This is a genomic window from Chrysosporum bergii ANA360D (assembly GCF_029891735.1).
Classification (GTDB): Bacteria; Cyanobacteriota; Cyanobacteriia; order Cyanobacteriales; family Nostocaceae; genus Umezakia; species Umezakia bergii.
In genome coordinates this window covers 25128-48113 of the sequence record NZ_JANQDH010000090.1, presented here as the reverse complement: position 1 = coordinate 48113, position 22986 = coordinate 25128, and the positions used below count along the sequence as shown (strand labels likewise).

Annotated in this window: 19 protein-coding genes; 7 read left to right on the top strand and 12 right to left on the bottom strand. The window is 39.6% G+C overall.

Translation table 11 applies throughout. The annotated features are described in order from the left end of the window. Positions 1-42: 42 nt before the first annotated feature. Together NWP17_RS13365 and NWP17_RS13360 are read left to right on the top strand one after the other, a co-directional pair. Positions 43-1068, top strand: a complete 1026-nt coding sequence (locus NWP17_RS13365; protein ID WP_280655386.1) for a glucokinase — start codon at positions 43-45, stop codon at positions 1066-1068. 42 nt (positions 1069-1110) lie between these two features. Beyond that, the gene (locus NWP17_RS13360; protein ID WP_280655385.1) at positions 1111-1698 is read left to right on the top strand and encodes a hypothetical protein; all 588 of its coding nucleotides are present in this window, start codon (positions 1111-1113) and stop codon (positions 1696-1698) included. Positions 1699-1725: 27 nt separating this feature from the next. On the opposite strand, the gene NWP17_RS13355 is transcribed toward NWP17_RS13360, so the two are convergent. The 6 genes from NWP17_RS13355 to NWP17_RS13330 form a co-directional block, all read right to left on the bottom strand. Further along, positions 1726-4968, bottom strand: a complete 3243-nt coding sequence (locus NWP17_RS13355; RefSeq protein ID WP_280655384.1) for a type ISP restriction/modification enzyme — start codon at positions 4966-4968, stop codon at positions 1726-1728. A 64-nt stretch (positions 4969-5032) separates the two neighbouring features. Beyond that, positions 5033-5587, bottom strand: coding sequence for a Uma2 family endonuclease (locus tag NWP17_RS13350; protein ID WP_280655383.1), 555 nt, complete (start codon positions 5585-5587; stop codon positions 5033-5035). Between the two features lie 163 nt (positions 5588-5750). After that, entirely contained in the window at positions 5751-7637 is a 1887-nt protein-coding gene (ftsH2, locus tag NWP17_RS13345) for an ATP-dependent zinc metalloprotease FtsH2 (RefSeq protein WP_280655382.1), read from the bottom strand. Positions 7638-8009: 372 nt separating this feature from the next. Beyond that, entirely contained in the window at positions 8010-8504 is a 495-nt protein-coding gene (locus tag NWP17_RS13340) for a hypothetical protein (RefSeq protein ID WP_280655381.1), read from the bottom strand. A gap of 72 nt (positions 8505-8576) precedes the next feature. Continuing rightward, positions 8577-9935 (bottom strand): radical SAM/SPASM domain-containing protein, encoded by a 1359-nt coding sequence (locus NWP17_RS13335; protein ID WP_280655380.1) that lies wholly within the window; start codon positions 9933-9935, stop codon positions 8577-8579. Between the two features lie 87 nt (positions 9936-10022). Further along, positions 10023-10385 carry a hypothetical protein gene (locus tag NWP17_RS13330; protein WP_280655379.1) on the bottom strand — a complete coding sequence of 121 codons (363 nt, stop codon included), beginning with the start codon at positions 10383-10385 and terminating at the stop codon, positions 10023-10025. Between the two features lie 242 nt (positions 10386-10627). Here NWP17_RS13330 and NWP17_RS13325 point away from each other — a divergent pair, with 242 nt between their 5' ends. Both NWP17_RS13325 and NWP17_RS13320 read left to right on the top strand, forming a co-directional pair. After that, on the top strand, positions 10628-11806 hold the full coding sequence (locus NWP17_RS13325; RefSeq protein ID WP_280655453.1) for a sigma-70 family RNA polymerase sigma factor: 1179 nt from the start codon (positions 10628-10630) through the stop codon (positions 11804-11806). 22 nt (positions 11807-11828) lie between these two features. Continuing rightward, entirely contained in the window at positions 11829-12971 is a 1143-nt protein-coding gene (locus tag NWP17_RS13320; RefSeq protein WP_280655378.1) for a DUF1822 family protein, read from the top strand. 235 nt (positions 12972-13206) lie between these two features. Here NWP17_RS13320 and NWP17_RS13315 read toward each other — a convergent pair whose 3' ends face one another. Then, a complete protein-coding gene (locus NWP17_RS13315) occupies positions 13207-13470 on the bottom strand; it encodes a hypothetical protein (protein ID WP_280655377.1) in 264 nt (87 codons plus the stop codon). Between the two features lie 76 nt (positions 13471-13546). Further along, positions 13547-13807, bottom strand: coding sequence for a hypothetical protein (locus NWP17_RS13310; protein WP_280655376.1), 261 nt, complete (start codon positions 13805-13807; stop codon positions 13547-13549). A 433-nt stretch (positions 13808-14240) separates the two neighbouring features. Between NWP17_RS13310 and modA the strand changes: the two genes are divergently transcribed. Both modA and modB read left to right on the top strand, forming a co-directional pair. Further along, positions 14241-15035: a molybdate ABC transporter substrate-binding protein gene (modA, locus tag NWP17_RS13305; protein WP_280655375.1), complete on the top strand. Its 795-nt coding sequence runs from the start codon at positions 14241-14243 to the stop codon at positions 15033-15035. Between the two features lie 121 nt (positions 15036-15156). Beyond that, positions 15157-16965 carry a molybdate ABC transporter permease subunit gene (modB, locus tag NWP17_RS13300; protein ID WP_280655374.1) on the top strand — a complete coding sequence of 603 codons (1809 nt, stop codon included), beginning with the start codon at positions 15157-15159 and terminating at the stop codon, positions 16963-16965. 206 nt (positions 16966-17171) lie between these two features. Here the strand turns inward: modB and NWP17_RS13295 are convergent, their stop codons facing one another. Continuing rightward, complete coding sequence (locus NWP17_RS13295) at positions 17172-18257, bottom strand: aromatic ring-hydroxylating dioxygenase subunit alpha (RefSeq protein ID WP_280655373.1); 1086 nt, start codon at positions 18255-18257, stop codon at positions 17172-17174. A 323-nt stretch (positions 18258-18580) separates the two neighbouring features. Here NWP17_RS13295 and NWP17_RS13290 point away from each other — a divergent pair, with 323 nt between their 5' ends. Next, a complete protein-coding gene (locus NWP17_RS13290; protein ID WP_280655372.1) occupies positions 18581-19684 on the top strand; it encodes an ImmA/IrrE family metallo-endopeptidase in 1104 nt (367 codons plus the stop codon). A 58-nt stretch (positions 19685-19742) separates the two neighbouring features. On the opposite strand, the gene NWP17_RS13285 is transcribed toward NWP17_RS13290, so the two are convergent. From NWP17_RS13285 to ctaD, 3 genes are all read right to left on the bottom strand, one after another. Further along, positions 19743-20441, bottom strand: coding sequence for a BON domain-containing protein (locus NWP17_RS13285; protein WP_280655371.1), 699 nt, complete (start codon positions 20439-20441; stop codon positions 19743-19745). Between the two features lie 209 nt (positions 20442-20650). Then, complete coding sequence (locus NWP17_RS13280) at positions 20651-21265, bottom strand: cytochrome c oxidase subunit 3 (protein ID WP_280655370.1); 615 nt, start codon at positions 21263-21265, stop codon at positions 20651-20653. 56 nt (positions 21266-21321) lie between these two features. After that, entirely contained in the window at positions 21322-22983 is a 1662-nt protein-coding gene (gene ctaD, locus NWP17_RS13275; protein WP_280655369.1) for a cytochrome c oxidase subunit I, read from the bottom strand. Positions 22984-22986: the final 3 nt, after the last annotated feature.

The window sequence follows — 22986 nt, the reverse complement described above, 5'->3', positions numbered from 1 at the left end:
GAAAAACTAATTAACTCCCTCATTCACAATTTTACAGAAACTATGACCTTGTTACTAGCAGGAGACATTGGCGGGACTAAGACGATTTTGCGGTTAGTGGAAGTATCCAATTCACTAAATCTACAAACTATTGACGAGGAAACTTACCGTAGTGGCGATTTTGCGGACTTAGTACCGTTAGTGCAACAGTTTCTCCACAAAACTAATATACCAGCACCACAAAAGGCTTGTTTTGCCATCGCCGGTCCGGTGGTAAATAACACTGCTAAACTAACCAATTTAACCTGGTTTCTGGAAACCGAACGCTTAAAACAACAACTAGGCATCAATTCCATGTGCCTAATTAATGACTTTAGCGCAGTAGGTTATGGCATTTTTGGGTTAAGTAAACAAGATTTACTCACCTTGCAACCTGGTAAACACCAACCAGAAGCACCCATTGCCATTATTGGCGCTGGTACAGGCTTAGGACAGGGATTTTTAATTAAACAAGGTAACTACTATCAAGTTTTTCCCTCAGAAGGTGGACACGCTGACTTTGCCCCCCGCAGTGAGTTAGAATTTCAACTTTTAAAATATTTACTAGATAAACATGACATCCAGCGTGTTTCTGTGGAACGGGTAGTTTCTGGACAGGGAATTGTGGCAATTTACCAATTCTTACGCGATCGCAAATTAGCCAACGAATCACCAGAAATCGCCCAAATCGTCAGAACCTGGGAACAAGAAGCAGGACAACAAGAAAAAAGTGTTGACCCAGGAGCGGTAATTGGTACAGCAGGACTACAAAGAAGCGATCGCCTAGCGGTGGAAACCTTACAATTATTTGTAGACATTTACGGTGCTGAAGCCGGCAATCTAGCCCTAAAATTACTACCCTATGGAGGCTTATACATTGCTGGTGGTATTGCCCCCAAAATATTACCCCTGCTGCAAAACGGTAATTTTCTGTTAAACTTTAGCCAAAAAGGAAGAATGCGCCCCATACTCGAAGACATACCCATATATATTATCCGAAATCAACAAGTGGGGCTAATTGGTGCAGCTTTGCGTGCCGCTAGGTTATAACCAATAATATCAGTAATAGTTGCATCTGTAATAGCTAGAATTATGACTTTTAAAGGTTTATTACCACTCATCACCGCCACAGTTATCTGTGGTGGAATTGCCCTGGTAAAAGCAAGTGAACCCCAACCCATAGTTACTGTTACCCCACCAGTACAGCCACAATGGAGGTTATTTACCGCCCCAGATGGGCGCTTTACTGTTTTGATGCCAGGAAAGCCGGAGAGGAACAGAGAAACCCAAAAAACTCACATGGGGGAAATCAACCTAGAAATATTTGTAGCTGAACCTCCCCGGCAAGAAGTAGCGTATTTAGTTGTTTCTAACGACTTTCCTTATAGTTATGGCAAAATTACGCCCCCCGAAGTCATACTAAATAACGCCGCAAACATGGCGTTAAAAACTACAGGAAGTAATTTAATTAGTCAGCGTAACCTGCCTAGTTCCAATGGTCATCCAGGGAAAGAAATTGAGTATGTCAATGCTGGAGGTAAAATCACCAGAAGCAGAATGTATCTTGCCGATGGTCGTTTATATCAAGTAATGGTCATCACCACTAAAAAACAGCAGCGCACCTTGGCTAAAACCATTACTGGGTATTTAAATTCCTTTCAACTGGTTTTTAAAAAGTAAAAATATGGGGTAACTTATCCAAATAAGCTACATCGGAAACCCAGGAATTAAACTATCAATTTCTGGCATTAGCCGCCAAGTTTCTGTTAAAGCAACAACCATTTTTTGATAGTGGTTGATTTCTGCTTCTGACAATACACGACCAGCATTTTTTCTATCTTTTAACCATTTATCTAATACCTGATATCCACCAATTTTAAATTCCCAGATATGTTGAGGAATATCTGTAAAATAACTTTGTTTATTGATGTAAACCCTTTGCAACTCTGAATTATAACTGACTTCATTAACCTGGTTATTGCCCTGATTGGCAAATGTGGTAATTAAATTATTCAGTCTGGTAGATTTCATTAAATGTAAATTGACTAATTCTTCTCCTTGGGTAGTTAAGCAGTTAAATAATTGATTGTTACTAGTTAAAGGAAGACGAGGAAAATCTATTTTTAAAAACTCTGCATATCTACTGCGATAGGTGGGACTGTGAAAAATAGCATAAGCATAGTAAAATATTTGTTCTGGGGTTGGTGTTTTACCCAGTTTATTGCCGATGGTTTCTAAAAACTTGGGCGATAAATTAGGATTTCTTTGTATAAACAGGTTAGTTTGTTGATTTTCTGTATTTGGGTAAGTGTAGAGAGGGAATAAATAGTTAATTTCTCTGGTTTTATTAGAAATAGCACAACATTCTATAATTTGATTGGATACACTCACTAAATACCATTCTCCTGGTTGTGACTGTTGACGACACAAAACCAAGGCTAAATTTTCACAGTTTACCATGTTCTGCATCACTTGATTTCTAGTCAGTTCTACAACATCTTGATGATGATAATAAAATCTTTGATCAAAAGGACGATACAAACAAGTGGTAAAATAAGAGACCCAATCTTTATTATTAGCTAATGATGTTCGCTTTTGACTAATTTTCCAATCACGAGTATCTCGCAGATTGTAGATATTAGATATGTGTTCATCACTGATATTTAAATTTCTAAAATCTTCTATTCTTTTACGCAGTTCCCCTAAATCCAAATCAATAACAAAATGATCTCTATGGGTTTTAACCCCTGTTGAATTGACAGGAAAAATATCTGTAACACTCCAGCCCTGATTATATTCTGTAGCTAAATCAAAATTTTTCGGTGCAAAAAAATAATTAGGCGCTGTTGGTTGTAACTCAATCCAAGCAACATTATTTAAACTAGTAGATTCTAAAAAGTGATATTTATCTTCACGACTTCCCCAGAGATCATAATACCATACCTTAGCCATTTCCTTAATACCATCTCTGGATTTATAAGCGGTAGAAAAATAATCAGGTTCGCTTTTTTCCCTCACTGCGATTAAAATCGCCACTCCTTGCTGAATATCAAAAACATTTTGATCAACACTTCCATCGGGTGCAGTTTCCTTTAATAATGAATTACCATGTAAATCGATGATATATAACCTATCAAAAGATTTTAATAATTCTTCTCTCATCCCCCGATGAATTAAACCGTTGATATAAGAATGATTAGTAATAAAACCAATAATACCATAACCTTTGGGGGTTTTTTTAATTTGCTCTTGAGCCAAGCGAATAAATTTAATATAATCATCATCCAAAGGTTGAATATTTTTTTCTTTTTCTAATCTTACCCGACCTTTATACAATTCCAAAAGTTCGCCAATATAAGTTAACTCAGTAATAGTTTTACCTGCTTTTCCAGATTTATAAACCTTATTCCAATCCAAACCAGTATATTCAACATCAGCTAAATATTTTTCATCTTGATTTAAGATTCTTTTGCGTTTAGTCGCATTTTGGGAACTAACAGAATAAGGAGGATTTCCTAATACTACCATTACCGGAATTTCGGCTTTTACTTTTCCAGCCCGACTTGATTCTTCCGCAATAATTTGTGTAATTCCTGGAATTAACTTTTTCTGGTTTATTCCTGGTTCTAAAGCATTAGTTAAATAAATTTTTAATCTTTCATCTGGGGCAAATTTATAACCCAAATCTCCTAATAATAAACCTAATTTTAAATGAGCAATAGTATAGGGAGTCATTAATAATTCACAACCAAAGAGACGGTTTAATAGTTTGGTATCTCTTAAAAAAGAGTTCCATTTATCAATACCATATTTAGCTACATTATCGTGAATTTGTTTAATAACCCCATATAAAAAAGTGCCAGTACCCGTAGCAGGATCAAGAATTGTCACTTTTCTATTTCCTAAACCATATTGTAAATCAAAAATGTCTTCATTCTCTAAAATATCATTCACAGCACCAACTATAAAATTAACCACAGGTTCAGGAGTATAATAAACACCGCGACTTTTTCTTAATGTGGCTTCATAAGCTGCTAAAAATGTTTCATAAAAGTGAATAACCGGATCTTCTGTGCGGGTTTCTCTACCAAAACTTTCTAAAATATTTGTCATATCAACTGTATTTAGTAAGTCCACTAAATCCTCAATTGATTTATGAATTTGACTAACGGTATCCCTAGCGATCACTACATTAAATAGTCCTTTTAAAAAAGGTATTCTATCACTAATATAAATACTGGCATTTATGCGATTAAATATAAATTTTCCTGGGTTTTGGGCGTGACCAATTTTTGCTGTAAATAAACCATAAGCAATGGTTTGAGCGTACATATCCGCAAAACTTTGATTATCTATATCAAGAATCAAGATTTTTTTAAATGTTTGTTTTAATTGATGTAATTCTTCCGGGAGTGTTTCTGCTCCTAAACATGATATAACAGCAGTTCTAATAGTTTTAGTATAATCTGCCATTTGTTGAGCCAAATCATAATAATTATTAATGTCTTTGGCTTTTTGACGCAGAAATAACTCCAGTAATTCGGTAATAGGTTGTAAATCATCAACTAAGATAATTTCATTTTGTTCTAAATTAGCTAATGTGGCGGTTTTTTCCCGTTCTCCATCTACATACCAACGAAATTCTAGATAATTAGTTAAAATCAAATTATAACCAATGTTGGATTCTAAATAACGTTTGAGTTGTTCCGTTTTTTCGGTTTTTGCTAAATCAACATTAATATCTTTAGCTTCTATATGTCCTAAAACTCGACTACTTTTTCTGATAGTGAAATCAGGAACACCATATTGATTACCTTTTTCTTCAATTGTGGCATTAATTCCCATCATTAAACCTTCAATCAGTCGTTTTAAACTAGGGTAATGACTGCGTTCTCCACCACGTTTAATATTAGTTTGTATGTCTTGGATGTAGTTGGTAAATTCAATCATGGCTAGTAGGGGAGATAGATTATTTTTAATAATTAATTTTTCTCACCAGGGTAACAATGAAAACCTAGGAGCGATCGCATATATTTTCCACAGAAACGGAAATATCTGGAAATGCTAATGGTTGAATTATTCCACCTTTCAAAGTTTGTTTGCTAGCATATTCTTGATCTAAAATATCTCGAAATACCACCAAATGCGAGTTTTTGAGATTGACAACCCAATATTCTAAAATACCTGCTGCAGCGTAGATTTTGCTTTTTATTTCTAAATCTTTCTCTAAGCTAGAGTTAGCATACTCAATCAACCAAAAAATATTTTCCGCATAGGGATGATGCTCTCGATATTCCCTTCCTAAACGTTGGACAATAGCAATATCTGGTTCTGGTTCGGAATTGTTGGGTAAAGTAATGGGTTTAGCTTCACGGATTGTAGCGCGATCGCCCAATAACTTTGCTAGATATTCACCCGCTTCATCACTACAATAAGCATGGGGTTCTCCTTCCGGGGACATTTCTACAATTTCTCCTTGAAGCAGTTCAACTTTACGCCCACTTAAAATACCAGCGTCAATCATGCTGTGATATTCGTCAATCGTCCACTTAGCCATAATCACACTCATGACGATTGATTCCTCCCAATGATGCTTTCATATAATATACACTCGACTACATCAGTTAGCCATCGTCCCACCGCCTGTAAAAAAAAGAGGATGGTGTATACCATCCCCAGTTGAATCTTCGTTATTTTGCCTTGCTGTATTTTACCGCTTAGGGTGTCATCTATTATATTTGTGGCACATACTGAGGTTTTTCTGGAACATCAGTATACTCAGCTACAATTCGACGAAATTCCTCACCGTCAATGGTTTCTTTTTCGATGAGCAAATCTACTAAGCGATCGCAAGCAGTGCGGTGATCACGGATAATTTTTTTAGCGTTATTGTAGCACTGTTCCACGATTTCCCGGACTTGACTATCAATACGGGCAGCAATGGATTCAGAATATTCAGATCGGGTAGTCCAATCACGACCCAAAAATACTTCTCCCTGTTGGCTTTCCAGAGACAGTGGTCCTAAGTCAGACATCCCAAACCGGGTGACCATTTGCCGAGCCATACCTGATAACTGCTGCAAATCTCCACCCGCCCCAGTGGTAACCTCCCCATGGCCAAATACCACCTCTTCAGCAGCACGACCACCCAATGCGCCAGTAATTCTCGCTTTGAGTTGAGAACGGGAAACTAATCCTTGTTCCTCATTAGGAGTGAACCAAGTTAAACCCTGTGCTTGTCCTCTGGGAATCAAAGTTACTTTCTGCACCGGGTCATGTTCCTTTAACAAAGTCCCCACTAAAGCGTGTCCTACTTCATGGTAAGCAATCAAGCGCTTGCTTTTGCTGTCTACCAAAGGAGTACCTTCCATACCAGCCACTACCCGGTCTACAGCATCATCTATTTCGTGGAGAGTGATTGCTTCTTTGCGTCTTCTGGCGGTGAGAATTGCCGCTTCATTGAGCAAGTTGGCTAAATCCGCACCAGTGAAACCGGGGGTACGCCGAGCAATAGTATCTAACGATACACTAGAATCTAGTTTCTTATTGCGGGCGTGAACTTGGAGAATTTCCAAACGCCCTTTGATATCAGGTGCATCAACAGTGACTTGACGGTCAAAACGACCAGGACGTAGTAATGCTGAGTCTAGTACGTCAGGACGGTTGGTAGCAGCAATAATAATAATGCCTGTGTTGCCTTCAAAGCCATCCATTTCTGTGAGCAACTGGTTGAGGGTTTGCTCTCTTTCGTCATTACCACCACCAATACCCGCTCCCCTTTGCCGTCCTACAGCGTCGATTTCATCTATAAAGATGATACAGGGAGCGTTATCTTTGGCTTTTTTGAACAAATCCCGGACGCGGGATGCACCCACACCCACAAACATTTCCACAAATTCTGAACCAGAAATACTGAAGAACGGTACACCAGCTTCCCCAGCAATGGCTTTAGCTAATAGGGTTTTACCTGTTCCAGGCGGACCCACTAACAACACTCCTTTAGGAATGCGTGCGCCCACAGCCGTGAACCTTTCTGGCTGTTTGAGGAAAGTAACTACTTCTTGGAGTTCTTCTTTAGCTTCTTCAATACCTGCTACGTCGTCAAATTTGACTCCAGTTTTAGCTTCCATTTGGAAGCGTGCTTTAGATTTGCCGAAGTTCATGGCTTGACCAGGACCACCGGGCATATTGCTGGAGCGACGGAACAAGAAGAACAATCCAGTAATCAATAAAATTGGAAAAACAAGATTTCCCAACAGTCCCCAGATGGCCCCATCATTACGCATGGGGTGGGCATCAAAACTAATGTTTTTTTCTTTGAGCTTGGTAATTAACTCAGGGGAGCTAATGGGCAGATCCACTCGCCACCGTTGTACACTATTTTCGATATCTTGATCGCTTGCTTCTACAATTGCTGTCCTTCCGCCTTCATACAAGTCAACACTTTTAACGCGGTTAGCATCTATGTATTCCAGAAAGCGTCCATAGGTCATGCGGGTATTAGCTGCATTTCTACCCATGTCAGCAGGAGCGCCTGTAAAGGCCCCTTGCCAAAAGAAAAAGCCAATTACCAAAGCAGGCAATGTCCAGAGTACCGCGACTCTCCAGGAGAATTTCATTTTAATTTGCCTCTAGCTGCCAACACAATTAACCGTCTCCAGTGACTGATGATGTCATCACCCGCAACCAGATCAGGTGTGGGATTTTGTTTAATTTGATCTTTGATCGTAAATCGCTGTGGAGCCATAAGGCTTTAAGGCGATGTCAAAAGGTATCTTAATTAAAGTTAACCTAATTTTAATACAACTTTGCACTAAAAGTGAAGCAACCCAGGATATGAAAACAGAGGTAAAATTCCCACAACAACTATCCCTTGGTCATTGCAGGACTTATTAGCTCTGAAAAAAATTACTGTTTGTTGAGTGGGGAAGAAAGATGAAGTTTTTTTTCTACCCTTGATTTTCCTTGTACACAGGGGATCTATGGCCTGTTTACTTGACTTCTGTAATTTTTAATGTATAAGGAAAATACTTGTCTTTTTGGTATGAACCCACCCAAACTTGGTAAGTCCCCGGTAGCCACTCCCCAACTATACCAGGGTTTTTCCTCTCAAAATCATCATTACACCAAGTTCCCCCAGGTCCTTTGACAATCATTGTGGTATCTTGAGGACTTTCCACGGTGAGCTTCAGGTACTCAAATCCACTTTCTAATTTTAATGTGTGTCCCGGCATTTGATCTACAAATCCAGTACAAGGTCCGGTGGGTGTTTCAGATCGCCCACCAATTGATCTAGCTGGTATCAAACCGCCACTCATACCCCTAACTGTCAAAGGATCAGGGGAAAACTGTCGCTTGATAGTAATGTCTGCAAATATTGGTGATGCTTCTTGAGCATCAGCTACCGCATAATTAACCGATGTGATGCTCATGATAGCTACGATCAACGATAATCTGATCCCTTGGTCTAGCCTGATGTTGGACATTGCGCTTACATAATTTTCTCAGTGCTTGTTAGGACACCTATTTTACAGACCAAGTTCCCAAAACCCTCTTCCCTATTCCCTACCCCTTACCAAAGTGTTAGTTGCCGCTTGCTCAATTCGTGACAGGGCATAAGTGAGCAGTAAACGCTCTTGAATATTATATTTAGCACTGGGACAAGGTGCCATTTCTTCTAACCAACTTTTTGGACAGCCGCCCCCACAAACAGGTAACATGGGACAAGTGGAGCAGGGATATTCCCCTTCACCAACTCGCTGATTAAAATTACTTAACCTTTCCCGTTTACCTGGCATTTGTTGACCTGATAAATGGTCAATAGCATACTCATTGGGTGTGCCGTAGGTGGGTACATAAGAAACTTCTGTACAATTAAAAATATTACCATAAGCATCAACCAATTCAGCATTAGGCATCACTGCCATACAAACTAAAGGTTTACGCTGGGGTAAAAGTCCTGGTTTAAAACCCAATTCAATCATTTCACCAAACCAAGTTATTTCCCAAGCTGCAAATTCTTCCTTGCTTAGGGAACCATGATGAGCGTCATTTCCCCAAGAATGAATAGGCGCTACATAAAAACCAACTTTATCTTGTATCCCATCTGCTGCTAATTGTTGTAATAACCAGAAAACAGATTCATAATTCTGACGGTCAACATTGCAACGGACAACTAATTGTACATCTAAATCTGTGCGATGTGCTAAAGCGGTGACATTAGCAAAAATTTTATCAAAAGTAGGCAGTCCATTTTTTTGCATCCGTCGGGCATTATGATATTCTCCCACACCATCCAAAGTTACTTCAATAAAACTTACGCCCAACTCTTGCACAAGTTCAGTTGCTATATGTTCTGTGAGGGCTAAACCGTTAGTGACAATTTTAGCGTTATAGCTACAATTAAACTCAGCAGCTAGCGATCGCAGTTTTGGTGTTAAACTTCTCATTACTGGTAGTCCCACCAAAGGTTCAGCACCAAACCAACCAATTGAGACACTGTTAAATTTTTGGCTTTGCAGTTTTTTCGCCGCACGTTCTAAGAACTGTTGCTGTTCTTGTGCGCTCATCATTTTGCTAGTATGTTCTTGACCGCAGTAATGACACCCAAGTTGACAAAAAGCTGTAGGTTGGACAACTAAATATAAATTATCGTCATTTGTAGCTACGGCATGATTATCACTTAAAATTGTTTGTAATTCATTTTCTCCTGTGGGGACAATTAATTCAATTTCTGCCAAATCTAATAGAACATCTTGGGGCAATTCATCCAACTGACCAGCCGCTAAAATTGTCCATGTATAGTCATCAATAATGCGGACATTAGCTGTGCGAGTTGCAAAAACCACCCGTTTAACTCGTTCTTCTATTTGATCAAAAAATGGCTGGGTGATGACATGATAACAAGAAAGTTTCATATTAATAATTCTGTTCTCAATGAACTACAAATCCTCAGTTTGATAGTAGGTCATTAGTTATAAACCTACTATCACTAGACAATGTGTTTATTGTCCGGGTTTACGATTTATTTGTGGTAAGTTAGTCCGGTCGATTCCTGGTTTTTTCACACCATCTGCACAAGCACCGTTACAAGCAACATTTAAGGCTGCATCACCAGGTTTTTTGATAGCGCCAGGAGCAAGCTTTTCTACAGGTTTTTTGATAGCGCCAGGAGCAAGCTTTTCTACAGATACAGGTTTTGGGTTAATGCTGCTAGGGTCGATAGTATTTAAATTGGCGTGATGCAAGAATTTATCAATACTACCGGGTTTCGTTTCTGCATAAGCGGAGGAATTTAACGAGGCGAAACTGGTGACAGCAAGAATGCTGAGGAGAAATTTTATTTTACCGCTGTTCTTGGTAGACATAATCTGTTCCTATTGAATGACAAGAATTGTTGCGAGTGTGAAAACCAGTTAATACGTTGGTCTGTATATTGGCGGTTTCACCCCTCACTTAATCAATAGGTTTGGGTTGATATTTTTATGCAGGTCTTTGGGAAATTTTTTTTCCGGTTGGTGCAAGATGTCTCTTTCATGGGTAAAATGAAGCATTCCACAAAAATGTTTTAATGGTCATGCAATGATTTTTGTTTAGCTTGCCTATGGTTATGCAGTCTCGCCAAAGCATTATTGAAATTTTTTCCACTTTCGTACAGTTTGACGCAGACCGTTTCAGTGGTTGGGGGACAGAATCAAAATTGCGCCGTAGTATGCAAAGTTGTCTCCAACAAATACCAAAGGAGACCAGAGAAAATTTCTGGGTGATGTATTGGTATCAAGTGTTGCAGGTTTCTGACAGTAAATTTTTGGCACAGCAACATCTGACAGCTTATTTACAAGAGTGCTGCTACTGGACTTCTCAAAAAACATCCGCCCATTTTGTCAGTAGCCAGTACAAACTTGCAGACTGTTTTCAGATAGCTATCGCTCAAGTTGATAAGGTTCTCCAGGGTTTTAATCCCAGTCACAGCAGTAGTTTAACAAGTTATGCTAGTATTGTCTTTGCCAATACTATCCGAGAAACTTTGCGCCGAAATCGGGAAGTTGATATTTGTACAGACTGGGGCTTGTTGCGAAAAATATCCCAAAAGCGTTTACATGAGTCTTTGCAAAATGCTGGTTTGTCTTCAGAAACTGTTAATGCTTATATTTTGACTTGGCAATGTTTTAAAGCTTTGTATGTCCCTAGCCAGGCTGGTAAGTCCCGCCAACTTTCTCCACCTGATCAGGAAATGTGGCAAGCCATCGCCCAAGCTTATAATACACAAACTCACGCACAAGTCAAGCCCCATATTTTGGCAGGTTGGTTAGTTAATACTGCCAGGGCTGTGAGAAGGTATCTTTATCCTACTCCAGATTCTCTGAATATATCTCAAGGTGATGATTCTAGGGAATTATTAGATTATGTACCAGGAACAGAACAGGAATCGTTAATTGCTGAGATGATAGCTACAGAAGAATCCCAAACTCGCACTTCTCAGCAAGAGGCTATTAAGGCAGTTTTAAGAGATGCCATGGCTACACTAGAACCCCAAAGCCAAACTATTTTAGAATTATACTACAGTCAACACCTCAATCAAAATGCAATTGCTAAACAGTTAGAAATTAAGCAATACACAGTTTCACGGCGATTAACAAAGGCTAAGGAAATATTATTGCGCTGTTTAGCTAGTTGGAGTCAAGATAATCTGCATATTTCTCTGACAACAGACGTACTAACTAATATGGCTATTGTCATTGAGGAGTGGTTGCACAATTACTATGGTGTGTTTACTGACACCATCTGAAAATTTTTCCCATAGAAAGCCCATGACCGCTAATACGCCCATCTTGAGTTTTACTTCCACAGACTTGATTTTAGAAATTCCCACTACGGCACAACATATCACTGATTATACCAGTTATCAAACTCAACTCAATCAACTTTGTCTGGGCGCTGTCTTACCTTGGTTGCAGGAAGATATTACACCCCAAGCCAAAGTTTGGCCGAATTTGGCTACTGTATCCAGTTTTTGGGAATTGGTGAATGGCACTGCTATTACATTAGATGCAGCTAGATTGATTTTAGTTCCCAATGAAAATATAGATAGTAGTGAGTTACGCGTGCCACAGGAATGGGTAGATTTACCCAGTTTGGCGGGAGATTATTACTTAGCAGTGCAAGTGGAAGCTGATGATGGCTATGTTAGGGTTTGGGGTTATTGTACCCATAAACAAATGAAAACTAAAGGCAGTTATCAGCAGAGCGATCGCACTTATGCTTTGGCACAAGAGCATATAATTACTGATATTAATGTATTAAAAGTGGCGCGAGAATTTTGTTTAGAGGAAGTCACCAGAGTAGCCATTGTGGACATACCAAGACTACCACAAGCCCAAGCAGAAAATTTAATCACCAGGCTAGGAAATCCAGAAATTATTACTCCTCGTTTAGCTGTTCCCTTTACTGTGTGGGGGGGACTGATGGAACATGGAGGTTGGCGACAACGTTTATATGAACAGCGTTTAGGACTACCAGAACAAAAATCAGTTATCCGATGGTTACAAACCGGCGTTTCTCAAATTGCAGCCGGGATCGGCTGGGAATTAAATCTGCAATTCAGAGCCGCAGGGGCGCGGAGTGTAGAACAAACACCAGCAAAGGTAAGTTTATCACGACAACTAGCGATCGCCGGTCAATTATATGAACTGGCGATTATACCCCAAGGGGAACCAAACAGGAGACATTGGCGTTTTCAGCTACGTAACGCCACCATAGGGGCGGCTATTCCCGGTGGGTTTAAACTGAGACTACTCACCGAAGATTTGCAACCATTCCCCAATAATGAAGATATAGCCACAAGTGCTGTTCAACAATTGTATATAGAAGTTGCTTTAGAACCAGGAGAAGGTATAGTCTGGGAAATAGAACCCCTCCCCGACAATTACGACCGAGAAATTCTCAAGTTTTAAAAACCACCTGTTTTTTGCGCCCGTGCGCTTTTTCCAATGTTAAAGCAACTGGCGTAATCAAAATCACCTCCTCAAAACTTTTCGGACATCCTCTGAGAACAGTTTTTATTAAGTTAATTTACTTAGTAGGACGCATCGTAATCAGCAAAAAAAACCCCCTCCTAACCAAGAAGAGGGACTTTTATACAGCACGGTATTAATAACTACCGTGCTGAAATACTAGTTATCAGATTGATTAGTATCCATGACTAAATGACTTAGCCAAGTAAGTAACATGACCAATGGAATAAGTGAAGACAAAGGCTTCAGCTAACTTAGTCAGGGAAGAAATATCGCTGACATGGTATCCATATGTACCGCTTTCGCTCCCACTATCACTGATACTGCTGCTACCACCATAGATAGCATCTACATCTCTTAATTCGTTAAGAAAACTTTCTGAGTCTTGGAATAATTCTGCGCCTGCGTTGTTCAGTTCAGAAAGAGTGATATTAGCCATGATATTTGCTCCTCAAGTATTTGTGGCGATGATTTTCCAATCTTGGAATACTAATTAAATCAAGTGATCAGATTAATTAGTATCCATGACTAAATGATTTAGCCAAGTAGGTAATGTGACCAATGGAATAAGTGATGACAAAGGACTCAGCCAACTTAGTCAGTGAAGAGATATCGCTGACATATCCATATGTACCGCTTTCGCTGGCGCTGTCACTAACGCTGCTGCTACCACCATAGATAGCATCTACATCTCTTAGTTCGTTAAGAAAACTTTCTGAATCTTGGAATAATTCTGCACCTGCGTTGTTCAGTTCAGAAAGAGTGATATTAGCCATGTTATTTGCTCCTCAAGTATTCCTTGACTGGGTTGAGAACCGATTAACAATTAAGCTTGGTTTCCTTAACTGTTAATCCTATTTTTATGCGAACAATTAGCTAAAGTCAAGGACAAAAACAGTTTTAAAAAGACTTTTAATCATGATTATTGTCTGCTTTTACTAATATTTAAGTCTCGATAATACCTTATTTTTTATATATATAATACCAAAATTATATTCAATATAAAATGACAAAAGTAAATGTGTTTGAGAGAATGTATAAAAAAAATAATTCCAACACTCTCTAACACCCCCAGGGCGGACTAAAAAACTCAAAACGCAGTTATTTTTCCACAATGTTAGTTATGCTCGCTACAGAAATGAAATCAACTTAATGTGTGAATGTAAACAACAAGCTTGAAACTTTAGTTACACAAGACCAAATAATAGTATGAATAAAAAACAGATTCTCCGTTGGGTTGGGATGGCAGTTACTAGCTGTTTACTACCCATAACCATCTCCCTGATAACTCCCACTCCCTCAGTAGCACAGTCAAATGTCAGCTTACTTGTGTCTGCCGCTGCAAGTATGAAAGATGCACTCACAGAAATTAAACCCATATATGAACAAAGTAAATCAAATGTGAATATCAGATATAATTTTGGTGCTTCTGGAGCATTACAGCAACAAATTGAGCAAGGTGCGCCATCAGATATTTTTGTTTCCGCAGCCAAAAAACAAATGGATGCACTAGAGCAAAAAAATCTGTTACTTCCTGGTAGTCTTACCAATATAGCAAGTAACCGCTTAGTGTTGATTGTACCTAAAAATACTACTAACCTTAATAGCTTTTTTGATTTAACAGATGGCAAAATTAAGAGAATTGCTGTAGGAGAACCCAGAAGTGTACCTGCGGGGCAATACGCCGACCAAGTACTAAAAAAGTTGGGTATTTTTGATCAAGTCAAGTCCAAATTAGTCTTGGCTAACAATGTGCGTCAAGTTTTAGCAGCTGTAGAAAGTGGTAATGCTGATGCTGGTCTAGTTTATGCTACAGATGCCAAAATTTCTAATCAAGTTAAAGTTGTAGTTGCAGCTGATGAAAGATATCATTCAGCAATTATTTATCCCATGGCAGTGCTGAAAAGAAGTAAAAACATCCCTGTTGCTCAGGAATTTGCCAAATTTTTATCTAGTAGTCAAGCTAAAGCTGTATTAAAAAAATACGGTTTTATTGTTAACTAACATCACAATTCTGCCCCCTGACTTTTATTGACACCCCCCCGACTTTAGGCAAGCGTCAAAGAGTTTGATCACTTATATTTGTAGTTGATTTACTAAAAATATGCTGTAATTTAGGGTTAATATGGACTTATCGCCATTGTGGATTTCGCTGAAAACTTCTTTACTTGCCACATTCATTACCTTTTTTTTAGGTATTTACTCTGCTTACTGGATGTTGGGATATAAAGGCAAGGGTAAATCAATCATTGAGGGAATTTTTGTCGCACCCCTGATTTTACCCCCTACCATTGTTGGTTTTTTGTTACTGGTGTTTTTTGGTAAAAATGGTCCCGTGGGTCATCTGATGCAGTATGGGGATTTTACCATTGTTTTTACTTGGTACGGTGCAGCTATTGCTGCCACAGTGGTGGCATTTCCGATTATGTATAAGACATCACTAGGAGCCTTTGAGCAGGTTGATAGTAATTTGTTACGGGTAGCGAGAACTTTGGGCGCTTCTGAATCAACAATTTTTTGGCGCATCAGTTTACCTTTAGCTTTTCCCGGAATTGTAGCAGCTACCAGTTTGGCTTTTGCCAGGGCTTTAGGTGAGTTCGGAGCTACATTAATGTTAGCTGGTAATATTCCCGGAGAAACTCAAACCATACCCATGGCCATTTATTTTGCAGTGGAAGCAGGCGCGATGGATGAGGCTTGGTTTTGGGCGATCGCGATTATGAGTATTTCCTTATCTGGGATAATAGCAGTTAACCTGTGGCAAGAAAACCGGGGGAAAAGGAAAAAACCCAGTTCCCCATTTCCCCAAACACAAATAAATCAGGAAAACCGTATATTTCCTATACCAACCAAAACTCATGTATCAGGATTATTTGTAGATATTGAAAAAAAACTTCCCGGCTTTAGATTGAAAGTGTGTTTTACTGGTGACAGTAACACCCTCGGATGTTTGGGGGGGTCTGGTGCCGGTAAAAGTATGATTTTGCGTTGTGTTGCAGGCATAGAAACACCAACCACAGGACGCATTATTTTAAATGGGCGGGTGTTATTTGATTCTGAAAAAGAAATTAATATACCAGCGCGCCATCGTCGTATTGGGTTTTTAATGCAGAATTATGCTTTATTCCCTCACATGACTGTCAGGGAAAATATTGCTTTTGGTCTACCTCAAGGCTCATCGACTTTAGCCATTAAACAGGAAATTGAAGCTCAACTATTAGCATTACACCTACAAGGCTTAGAAGATCGCTATCCCCATCAACTTTCTGGAGGACAACAACAACGGGTAGCTTTAGCTAGGGCTTTAGCCATTAAACCAGAAGCATTACTTTTAGATGAACCATTTTCCGCCCTGGATACTTATCTACGCCAGCAATTACAAGAGGAATTAAATCAAACCCTCATCAACTATTCCGGGGTGACCCTATTTGTTACCCATAACTTAGAAGAAGCCTATGGGATCTGTCAGCAGTTGTTGGTTATGTCCCAAGGACAACTTATTGCTAATGATGATAAACAAAATATTTTTCAGCGTCCCCAGAATTATACTGTTGCTCAATTAACAGGTTGTAAAAACTTTTCCCCGGTCAAGGTGGTATCTGAAAATCAAATTATAGCTGTAGATTGGGATTGTACTTTAAAAGTCATGCAGCCTTTACCCCAGTCGCCGGCTTATGTGGGTATTCGCGCCCATCATCTCAGGTTTACAGATGACCCCAACCTAGACAATACTTTTCCCTGTTGGTTGGTAAAAACCAGGGAAACACCCCACCGTATGACATTGTATTTAAGATTGCACAATTGTTTAAGTCACGGTGATGATTACCATTTACAGGCGGAAGTGTTTAAGGAAAAATGGGACAATATCAAAGATAAACCCTTCCCTTGGTATGTCCGTTTAGATGTGATGAAATTATTTTTAATGCAGGAGTAATCCCCAGAAAATAAAGTATGCCAAAACTGCTTTACAGTCCGTCCATGTGAAAAATTGGCATTAAAAGGAAAACTCTCATTAATTAGTATTAACTTATACTATTTATATTTTAGAGAGTGGTTATACTCATTTTCAGGTTCTACCTGGGAATTTATGAAGTGGCCTAGCCACTTCATTTTTATTGAAATTTACATATACACTCTAGGTTAATCATTAGATTTGCTATCCTTCCACTTTTCGCGTAATTCTTTTATCTCCACATTTTGCGATCGCGCCAACAGCCAAGTTTTTAACATCAGGGGTTTTTGTCTTTCCAAATGGTTGACAAACTGCATAACTGATTGATCAGCCTTGATGGGGGTTTTCAAATCAAACTGAATTGTTTGAAAAATCTGAATATCATCTTCAATAAAATGTCTACCCACAACTTTAGTCAGCCACAGCAGCACTCGATTAAATAACCAGCCCAAAATACCCTGACGTTTCTTAGTTATCAGCATGACCCGACCTTCAGACTTTCCTCCCTCCAGCAGGCGCAGAGCAAACATAATGTGAACTTGGAAAAAATCAGTACCAACTGTTACTATATTAGTGCTACCGTACCAATAGCAAATATTGTGAGTCAAATTTTTCCCCAAGGGACGAATTAGCCGGAATAAAAAAGAATTAACAGTGTTAGGTGTCGTATTGTTAAAAACAATAGCATTTTGATTAATTTCCTGTTTTTCAAAATGGATTGCTGATGCCACCTGGTGAACTGTGTTAAAGTGTTGAGCGTCGATAGGATTAATCATCACCACATTAGGGTGACAGTTGATCAAAAAATAATCACCAAAGACAACATCACATTCTTTATTTTCTAATTCCAGAATAAAAGGAGGCGGCTGTTTAGGTACTTCCCCAGTCCAGACCCAAATCATGCCATACTTTTCTGCTGTGGGCCAAGTTTTTAACTTAATGCTAACAGGGTGATTTAAGCATGGAATATCAACACAGAATCCCTGCTCATCAAATTGCCAATGATGGAAAAAACAACGCAGTTCATTACCTTGAACCTTACCTTTAGCTAAGTGAGCGCCCATGTGAGGACAGTAGGCATCAAAGATAACCGCCATTTTATTTTTACCACGGTAAATTGCTAATTCCCTCCCCAAAACTTTAACAGCCTTGACCTCTCCCACCCGGAGATTTTTTGATGCTATGACCCAATACCATCCTTCAATAAATCGTTCAGGATTATTAAAAATTCTCGGTTTACTAGTTGAGCTAAGATTCTGTGAATTAACATTCATTTTCAGAATTTCACGTTAAGTGAAGCGGTTAATCTAGAAATAACATGAGCATCTCCAAAAAACCGTTACTTTAATCACTGAGCAAGATATTTCCCACATCCGGCCTAACTCATTACCAGCCTGGGAATAATAAATAAATTAACAATTATCAGTAAGTCGGCTGTTTTTTGCCATATCTTCATCACATCCTTCAGGTAGATGTAAAAAGTATTTTACATTTTCTAGTATAATTAGAAAAAAGTCAAAAAGTTTGACATTTTTGTTGGACACCTCTAGCTATGCTCCGTTAGGAGCCGCTATGCTAACGCAGAAAAGAATCAGCCATGAAAGAGAACATTGCTGCGAACCTGATCCGCTACCGTAAAAGTCTAGGCTTGTCTCAGGAACAACTGGCAGAACAAGCCGGGGTAACTCGCCAGAGCATCAATAACTACGAGAACGCCAAAACTTTACCAGACAGTAAAATCCTCTTGGCTCTGGCCAGTGCTTTGGGCGTTATACTCGATGACTTGCTGCGATCGCAAAGTCAAGGACTACCTAACTTCCGGTTTCGCGCCCATACCTCCTTTTACAAAAACCCCCAGTTTACAGCCCAAGTATTACGAATGCTGCAAACTTATAACGCCCTAGAACAAGCCGTTGGCTTACCAACCTACACCCCAGAAAGTACACCTTGTCACCAAGTAGAAGGGAAAGAAAAACGCATTCAAGCAATAGCAGCTTTATTTCGTCATCGCCTAGGATTGGGAGATGCTCCCATTGCCAACTTATTTCAATCTGTAGAAGAAATCGGTTTAAAAGTTTTACGTCAACCCATTCCCATTCAAGGTTTCTTTGGTCTGAGCGCTTGCAGTGATATTGAAGGTGCATTTGTCTTAGTCAACACCCACAACATCACCATTGAACGTCAATTGTTTACCCTCGCCCATGAAATTGGACACCTCATCTTTCACCGTGTAGAGTACCAAGACAACTTAGTTGAGAAAGGAACTAAAGAAGAAGAAAAAGCACGCGAACAGGTAGCTAATTACTTCGCTAGTCACCTACTGGTTCCCCAAGCTGAATTTGAGCGGATGTACGCACTTACCCAAAATATTATTAAACTTAAACGGCATTTTCGCGTGAGTTACTTAGTCATATTGAATCGTTTAGCATCTATGGGAATCATTGATTTTGCTCAAGAGAAAGCCAAAATTTGTGGAATTTATAAAAAGCAACATAATGGTGAATCTTTGCAAAACTCAATGGAATTACCACCAGCCCTTGCATCTGAGGAATACCCAGAAAATGAACGTTATGAATGTCTTATTTGGCAGTCCTTGAAAATGGGCAAGATTTCCGAAATGAAAGCAGCGGAACTACTCAATTTGACTGTAGAAAAACTGCGAGTGCGTCGTCAAGAGAATGAGGTTTATGCAGTCGCTTAACGGAACAATTCTTGACGCAACAGCACTGATTGATTACAGTCACCCTAAAAATGTACCTTCAATCTTCAGTTAAAAATTCTGGTTCTTCCAGATAACGAATAGCTAACCCATCAACTACCCTAATCACTCCTTTGGTATAAATAGCTGTATTATGTGCCGCTCTCCAAGCTGACCAATTAGGAACAAAGCCAGTGAGAGTAACTCTACCATTCTCCACCACAACGTTAACATCTTCAGCTTCTACCAATGTGTTAAGCTCTAAAGCATTTTCAATGCTTCTGGCAATTTCTTCATCTTCTGGTATTTTGGTGGGGACTACTGCTAATTCATTGATAATATCAATCACACCAGTAATACCATAACCTATATCTTGTACCTGAAATTTTTTCCAATAAGCGTCAACAGTACCTCGCAAAGTTAGCAACCCACCGATAACGCTAACATCAATTTTGTTAGCATCAATATCCGGGTCCCAAGTCAGCGCATTGGCCACATTTGAAGCAATTTCTTCATCTATGGGGATAGTTGCTGTACAAGGATACTGTACCTGTAAATGATTAATTACTTCAGCAATTCCCTCTATTTCTTTGGTATCCTCTTCTGCTATGGTTTTGGATCGATAGCTGCTTACTGTTCCCCGCAACGTAACTTTACCATCATCAACAGTTACACCAATATGTGCTGCATTTACACGGTCATCCCAGTGGAGTTTATCTATCACTTGAGCTTGGAGTTCTTCGTCTGTGGCTAGAGTCATAATTACACCTGTTAGCTTGTTTTTCTGTGACTTATGAAGTATGAAGCAAGCATCACTTATTTTTTATTTTGCTCTTCAATAATATTCTCTGTCCTCTTTCTTCAGACATGAATTTACAGCCTTAGTGTTTGTAGAGAACTTTTGTAGAGACGTTCTGTGGGAACATCTCTACATAATGACTTAGCAAAATTTACAGCATCCCCCAGGGCTTATTGCCACAGATAAATGAGGATAAACAAAACAATCCAAATCACATCTACGAAGTGCCAAAATAAAGAAGTGGCATTTACGCCAAAATGACCGGAATCATAGTTACCAGGAAAAAAAGAACGGACAAAGATCATTAACTGCAACACAATACCGGTGAGAACGTGCAAACCATGAAAACCAGTGAGCAAGTAGAACATCCCACCGAATACCCCAGAGGTGAAACCAAACTCTAGATTACTCCACTCAATAGCTTGTCCTAATAAAAAGTAGCTACCCATTGCCATTGTAGCCCCTAGATAGATGCGAAAACCTGTTAAATTGTGATTTTGCAAAGCCCGTTCTGCTAAGTAAATCACAAAGCTGCTGGAAACAAGAATTACTGTGTTGATGGCCGGATCTTTGATTTCTAATCCAGAAACTCCTGGTGGTAGCCAATTAGGAGTTGTGGTTTTGTAGACAATATAGCCAGCAAAGAAACTGAGAAAGATAACGCTTTCAGAAAGAAGGAAGACGATGAAGCCAAACATTTTGTTACCTTCTTCATCGTGTTCATGCTCAACGCCTGTGTGATGGTCAGGTAACTGCAACTCTTGTGAGTTAATGGAACTATCCATTGGTGAGAATTCTCCTATTTTTAACGCACCAGGTAGGGAAAGGAGCAAAAATTTAGCTAACCTGGGTTTTTTAAAGCTGGGTTATTGGCCGTTAAGGGTTCTGATTTGCCGTAGCCGTAGGGGTCAGAAATGATTATGGGAATTTCCGCAAAGTTTTCCACAGGGGGGGGTGAAGAAACCATCCACTCTAGCCCAATAGCACGCCAAGGATTACATGGTGCTTTTTCTCCCTGCATCCAAGAAATCACCATGTTGAAAATGAACGGTAAAGTTGACATTCCCAATATGAAACCGCCTAAGCTAGCGATAATGTTCCAAAATTCGTACTCTGGGGCGTAGGAAGAAACTCGGCGTAACATTCCCTGCAACCCTAATGGGTGCATGGGCAAAAAGTTGAGGTTAGTGCCAATGAATGTTAGCCAAAAATGTAATTTACCCCAGCCTTCGTAATACATTCTGCCAGTCATTTTAGGAAACCAGTGATAAATGGCAGAATATAAACCCATAGTCACTGTTCCAAACAAAACATAGTGAAAATGACCAACTACAAAGTAGGTGTTGTTTACGTGTACATCCACAGGTACTGAAGAAAGCATAATGCCCGTAATACCTGCAAAGACGAACATGATTAAAGCACCCAGGGAAAAGAGCATGGGTGTATCTAACCGCAACTTACCCCCCCAAATAGTAGCCACCCAAGCAAATACCTTAATGCCAGTAGGTACAGATACAAACATAGTAGTGAGCATGAAAATCAACCGCATCCAACCGGGTGTACCACTAACATACATATGGTGTACCCAGACAATACCACTGACCACAGCAATTAACATTGAGGAAATGGCAACTACCTTGTAGCCAAATAAAGGTTTGCGGGCATAGACAGGGAAGATTTCTGAGAAAATGCCAAAGATGGGCAGAATAATCACATAAACCGCAGGGTGGGAGTAAAACCAGAAGTAATGCTGAAACAGCACCGGATTACCTCCGTGGCTGGGGTTGAAAAAAGCAGTACCAGCTGTTAGGTCTAGTAGCAGCATTACCGCACCAGCTGTCAGGGCTGGTAATCCAAACAATTGGATAATTTGGGCGCTAAATACTGCCCAGACAAACAAAGGCATCCGAAAGAAGTCCATACCAGGGGCACGCATCTTGACAATAGTGGTGACAAAATTTACCGCCCCCATAATTGAAGATACACCGGATATGGCTACTGCCAGCAACCACAGCACTTGACCATTAATTAAGTTACCTGTGGGGTTTTGCAGACTCACTGGTGGGTAAGCCCACCAACCCGCTTGGGCTGGGCCACCAGGAACTAAGAAACTGGCCATTAAGATAATCCCGACTATGGGAACCATCCAAAAAGCAACGGCATTAAGTCGAGGAAATGCCATGTCTCGCGCCCCAATCATCAGAGGGACTAAATAGTTAGCAAAACCCACTAGAGAGGGAAATGTCCACAAAAACAGCATTACTGTTCCGTGCATGGTGAACATCCCGTTATACACGGTGCGGTCAATTAAGTCAGATTCGGGTGTAATCAGTTCTCCCCGAATCACCATGGCAAAGACACCGCCAACTAGAAAAAAGATAAATGAAGTGACAAGGTACTGTATACCTATGACTTTATGGTCGGTGCTAAAGCTGAAATATTGTTTCCAGCTACCTGTCTCCTCACCAGGGTGACTGATACCTGCAATAGGAATATTTGTCATCGG

Bases quoted from the DNA above. Each gene is read 5' to 3' on its own strand.
- NWP17_RS13335 (WP_280655380.1), bottom strand. From the start codon at position 9,935: ATGAAACTTTCTTGTTATCATGTCATCACCCAGCCATTTTTTGATCAA.
- NWP17_RS13330 (WP_280655379.1), bottom strand. From the start codon at position 10,385: ATGTCTACCAAGAACAGCGGTAAAATAAAATTTCTCCTCAGCATTCTT.
- modB (WP_280655374.1), top strand. From the start codon at position 15,157: ATGGACTTATCGCCATTGTGGATTTCGCTGAAAACTTCTTTACTTGCC.
- NWP17_RS13365 (WP_280655386.1), top strand. From the start codon at position 43: ATGACCTTGTTACTAGCAGGAGACATTGGCGGGACTAAGACGATTTTG.
- ftsH2 (WP_280655382.1), bottom strand. From the start codon at position 7,637: ATGAAATTCTCCTGGAGAGTCGCGGTACTCTGGACATTGCCTGCTTTG.
- NWP17_RS13295 (WP_280655373.1), bottom strand. From the start codon at position 18,257: ATGAATGTTAATTCACAGAATCTTAGCTCAACTAGTAAACCGAGAATT.
- NWP17_RS13280 (WP_280655370.1), bottom strand. From the start codon at position 21,265: ATGGATAGTTCCATTAACTCACAAGAGTTGCAGTTACCTGACCATCAC.
- NWP17_RS13315 (WP_280655377.1), bottom strand. From the start codon at position 13,470: ATGGCTAATATCACTCTTTCTGAACTGAACAACGCAGGCGCAGAATTA.
- NWP17_RS13310 (WP_280655376.1), bottom strand. From the start codon at position 13,807: ATGGCTAATATCACTCTTTCTGAACTGAACAACGCAGGTGCAGAATTA.
- NWP17_RS13320 (WP_280655378.1), top strand. From the start codon at position 11,829: ATGACCGCTAATACGCCCATCTTGAGTTTTACTTCCACAGACTTGATT.
- modA (WP_280655375.1), top strand. From the start codon at position 14,241: ATGAATAAAAAACAGATTCTCCGTTGGGTTGGGATGGCAGTTACTAGC.
- NWP17_RS13355 (WP_280655384.1), bottom strand. From the start codon at position 4,968: ATGATTGAATTTACCAACTACATCCAAGACATACAAACTAATATTAAA.
- NWP17_RS13325 (WP_280655453.1), top strand. From the start codon at position 10,628: ATGCAGTCTCGCCAAAGCATTATTGAAATTTTTTCCACTTTCGTACAG.
- NWP17_RS13340 (WP_280655381.1), bottom strand. From the start codon at position 8,504: ATGTCCAACATCAGGCTAGACCAAGGGATCAGATTATCGTTGATCGTA.
- NWP17_RS13350 (WP_280655383.1), bottom strand. From the start codon at position 5,587: ATGAGTGTGATTATGGCTAAGTGGACGATTGACGAATATCACAGCATG.
- NWP17_RS13360 (WP_280655385.1), top strand. From the start codon at position 1,111: ATGACTTTTAAAGGTTTATTACCACTCATCACCGCCACAGTTATCTGT.
- NWP17_RS13285 (WP_280655371.1), bottom strand. From the start codon at position 20,441: ATGACTCTAGCCACAGACGAAGAACTCCAAGCTCAAGTGATAGATAAA.
- NWP17_RS13290 (WP_280655372.1), top strand. From the start codon at position 18,581: ATGAAAGAGAACATTGCTGCGAACCTGATCCGCTACCGTAAAAGTCTA.
- ctaD (WP_280655369.1), bottom strand. From the start codon at position 22,983: ATGACAAATATTCCTATTGCAGGTATCAGTCACCCTGGTGAGGAGACA.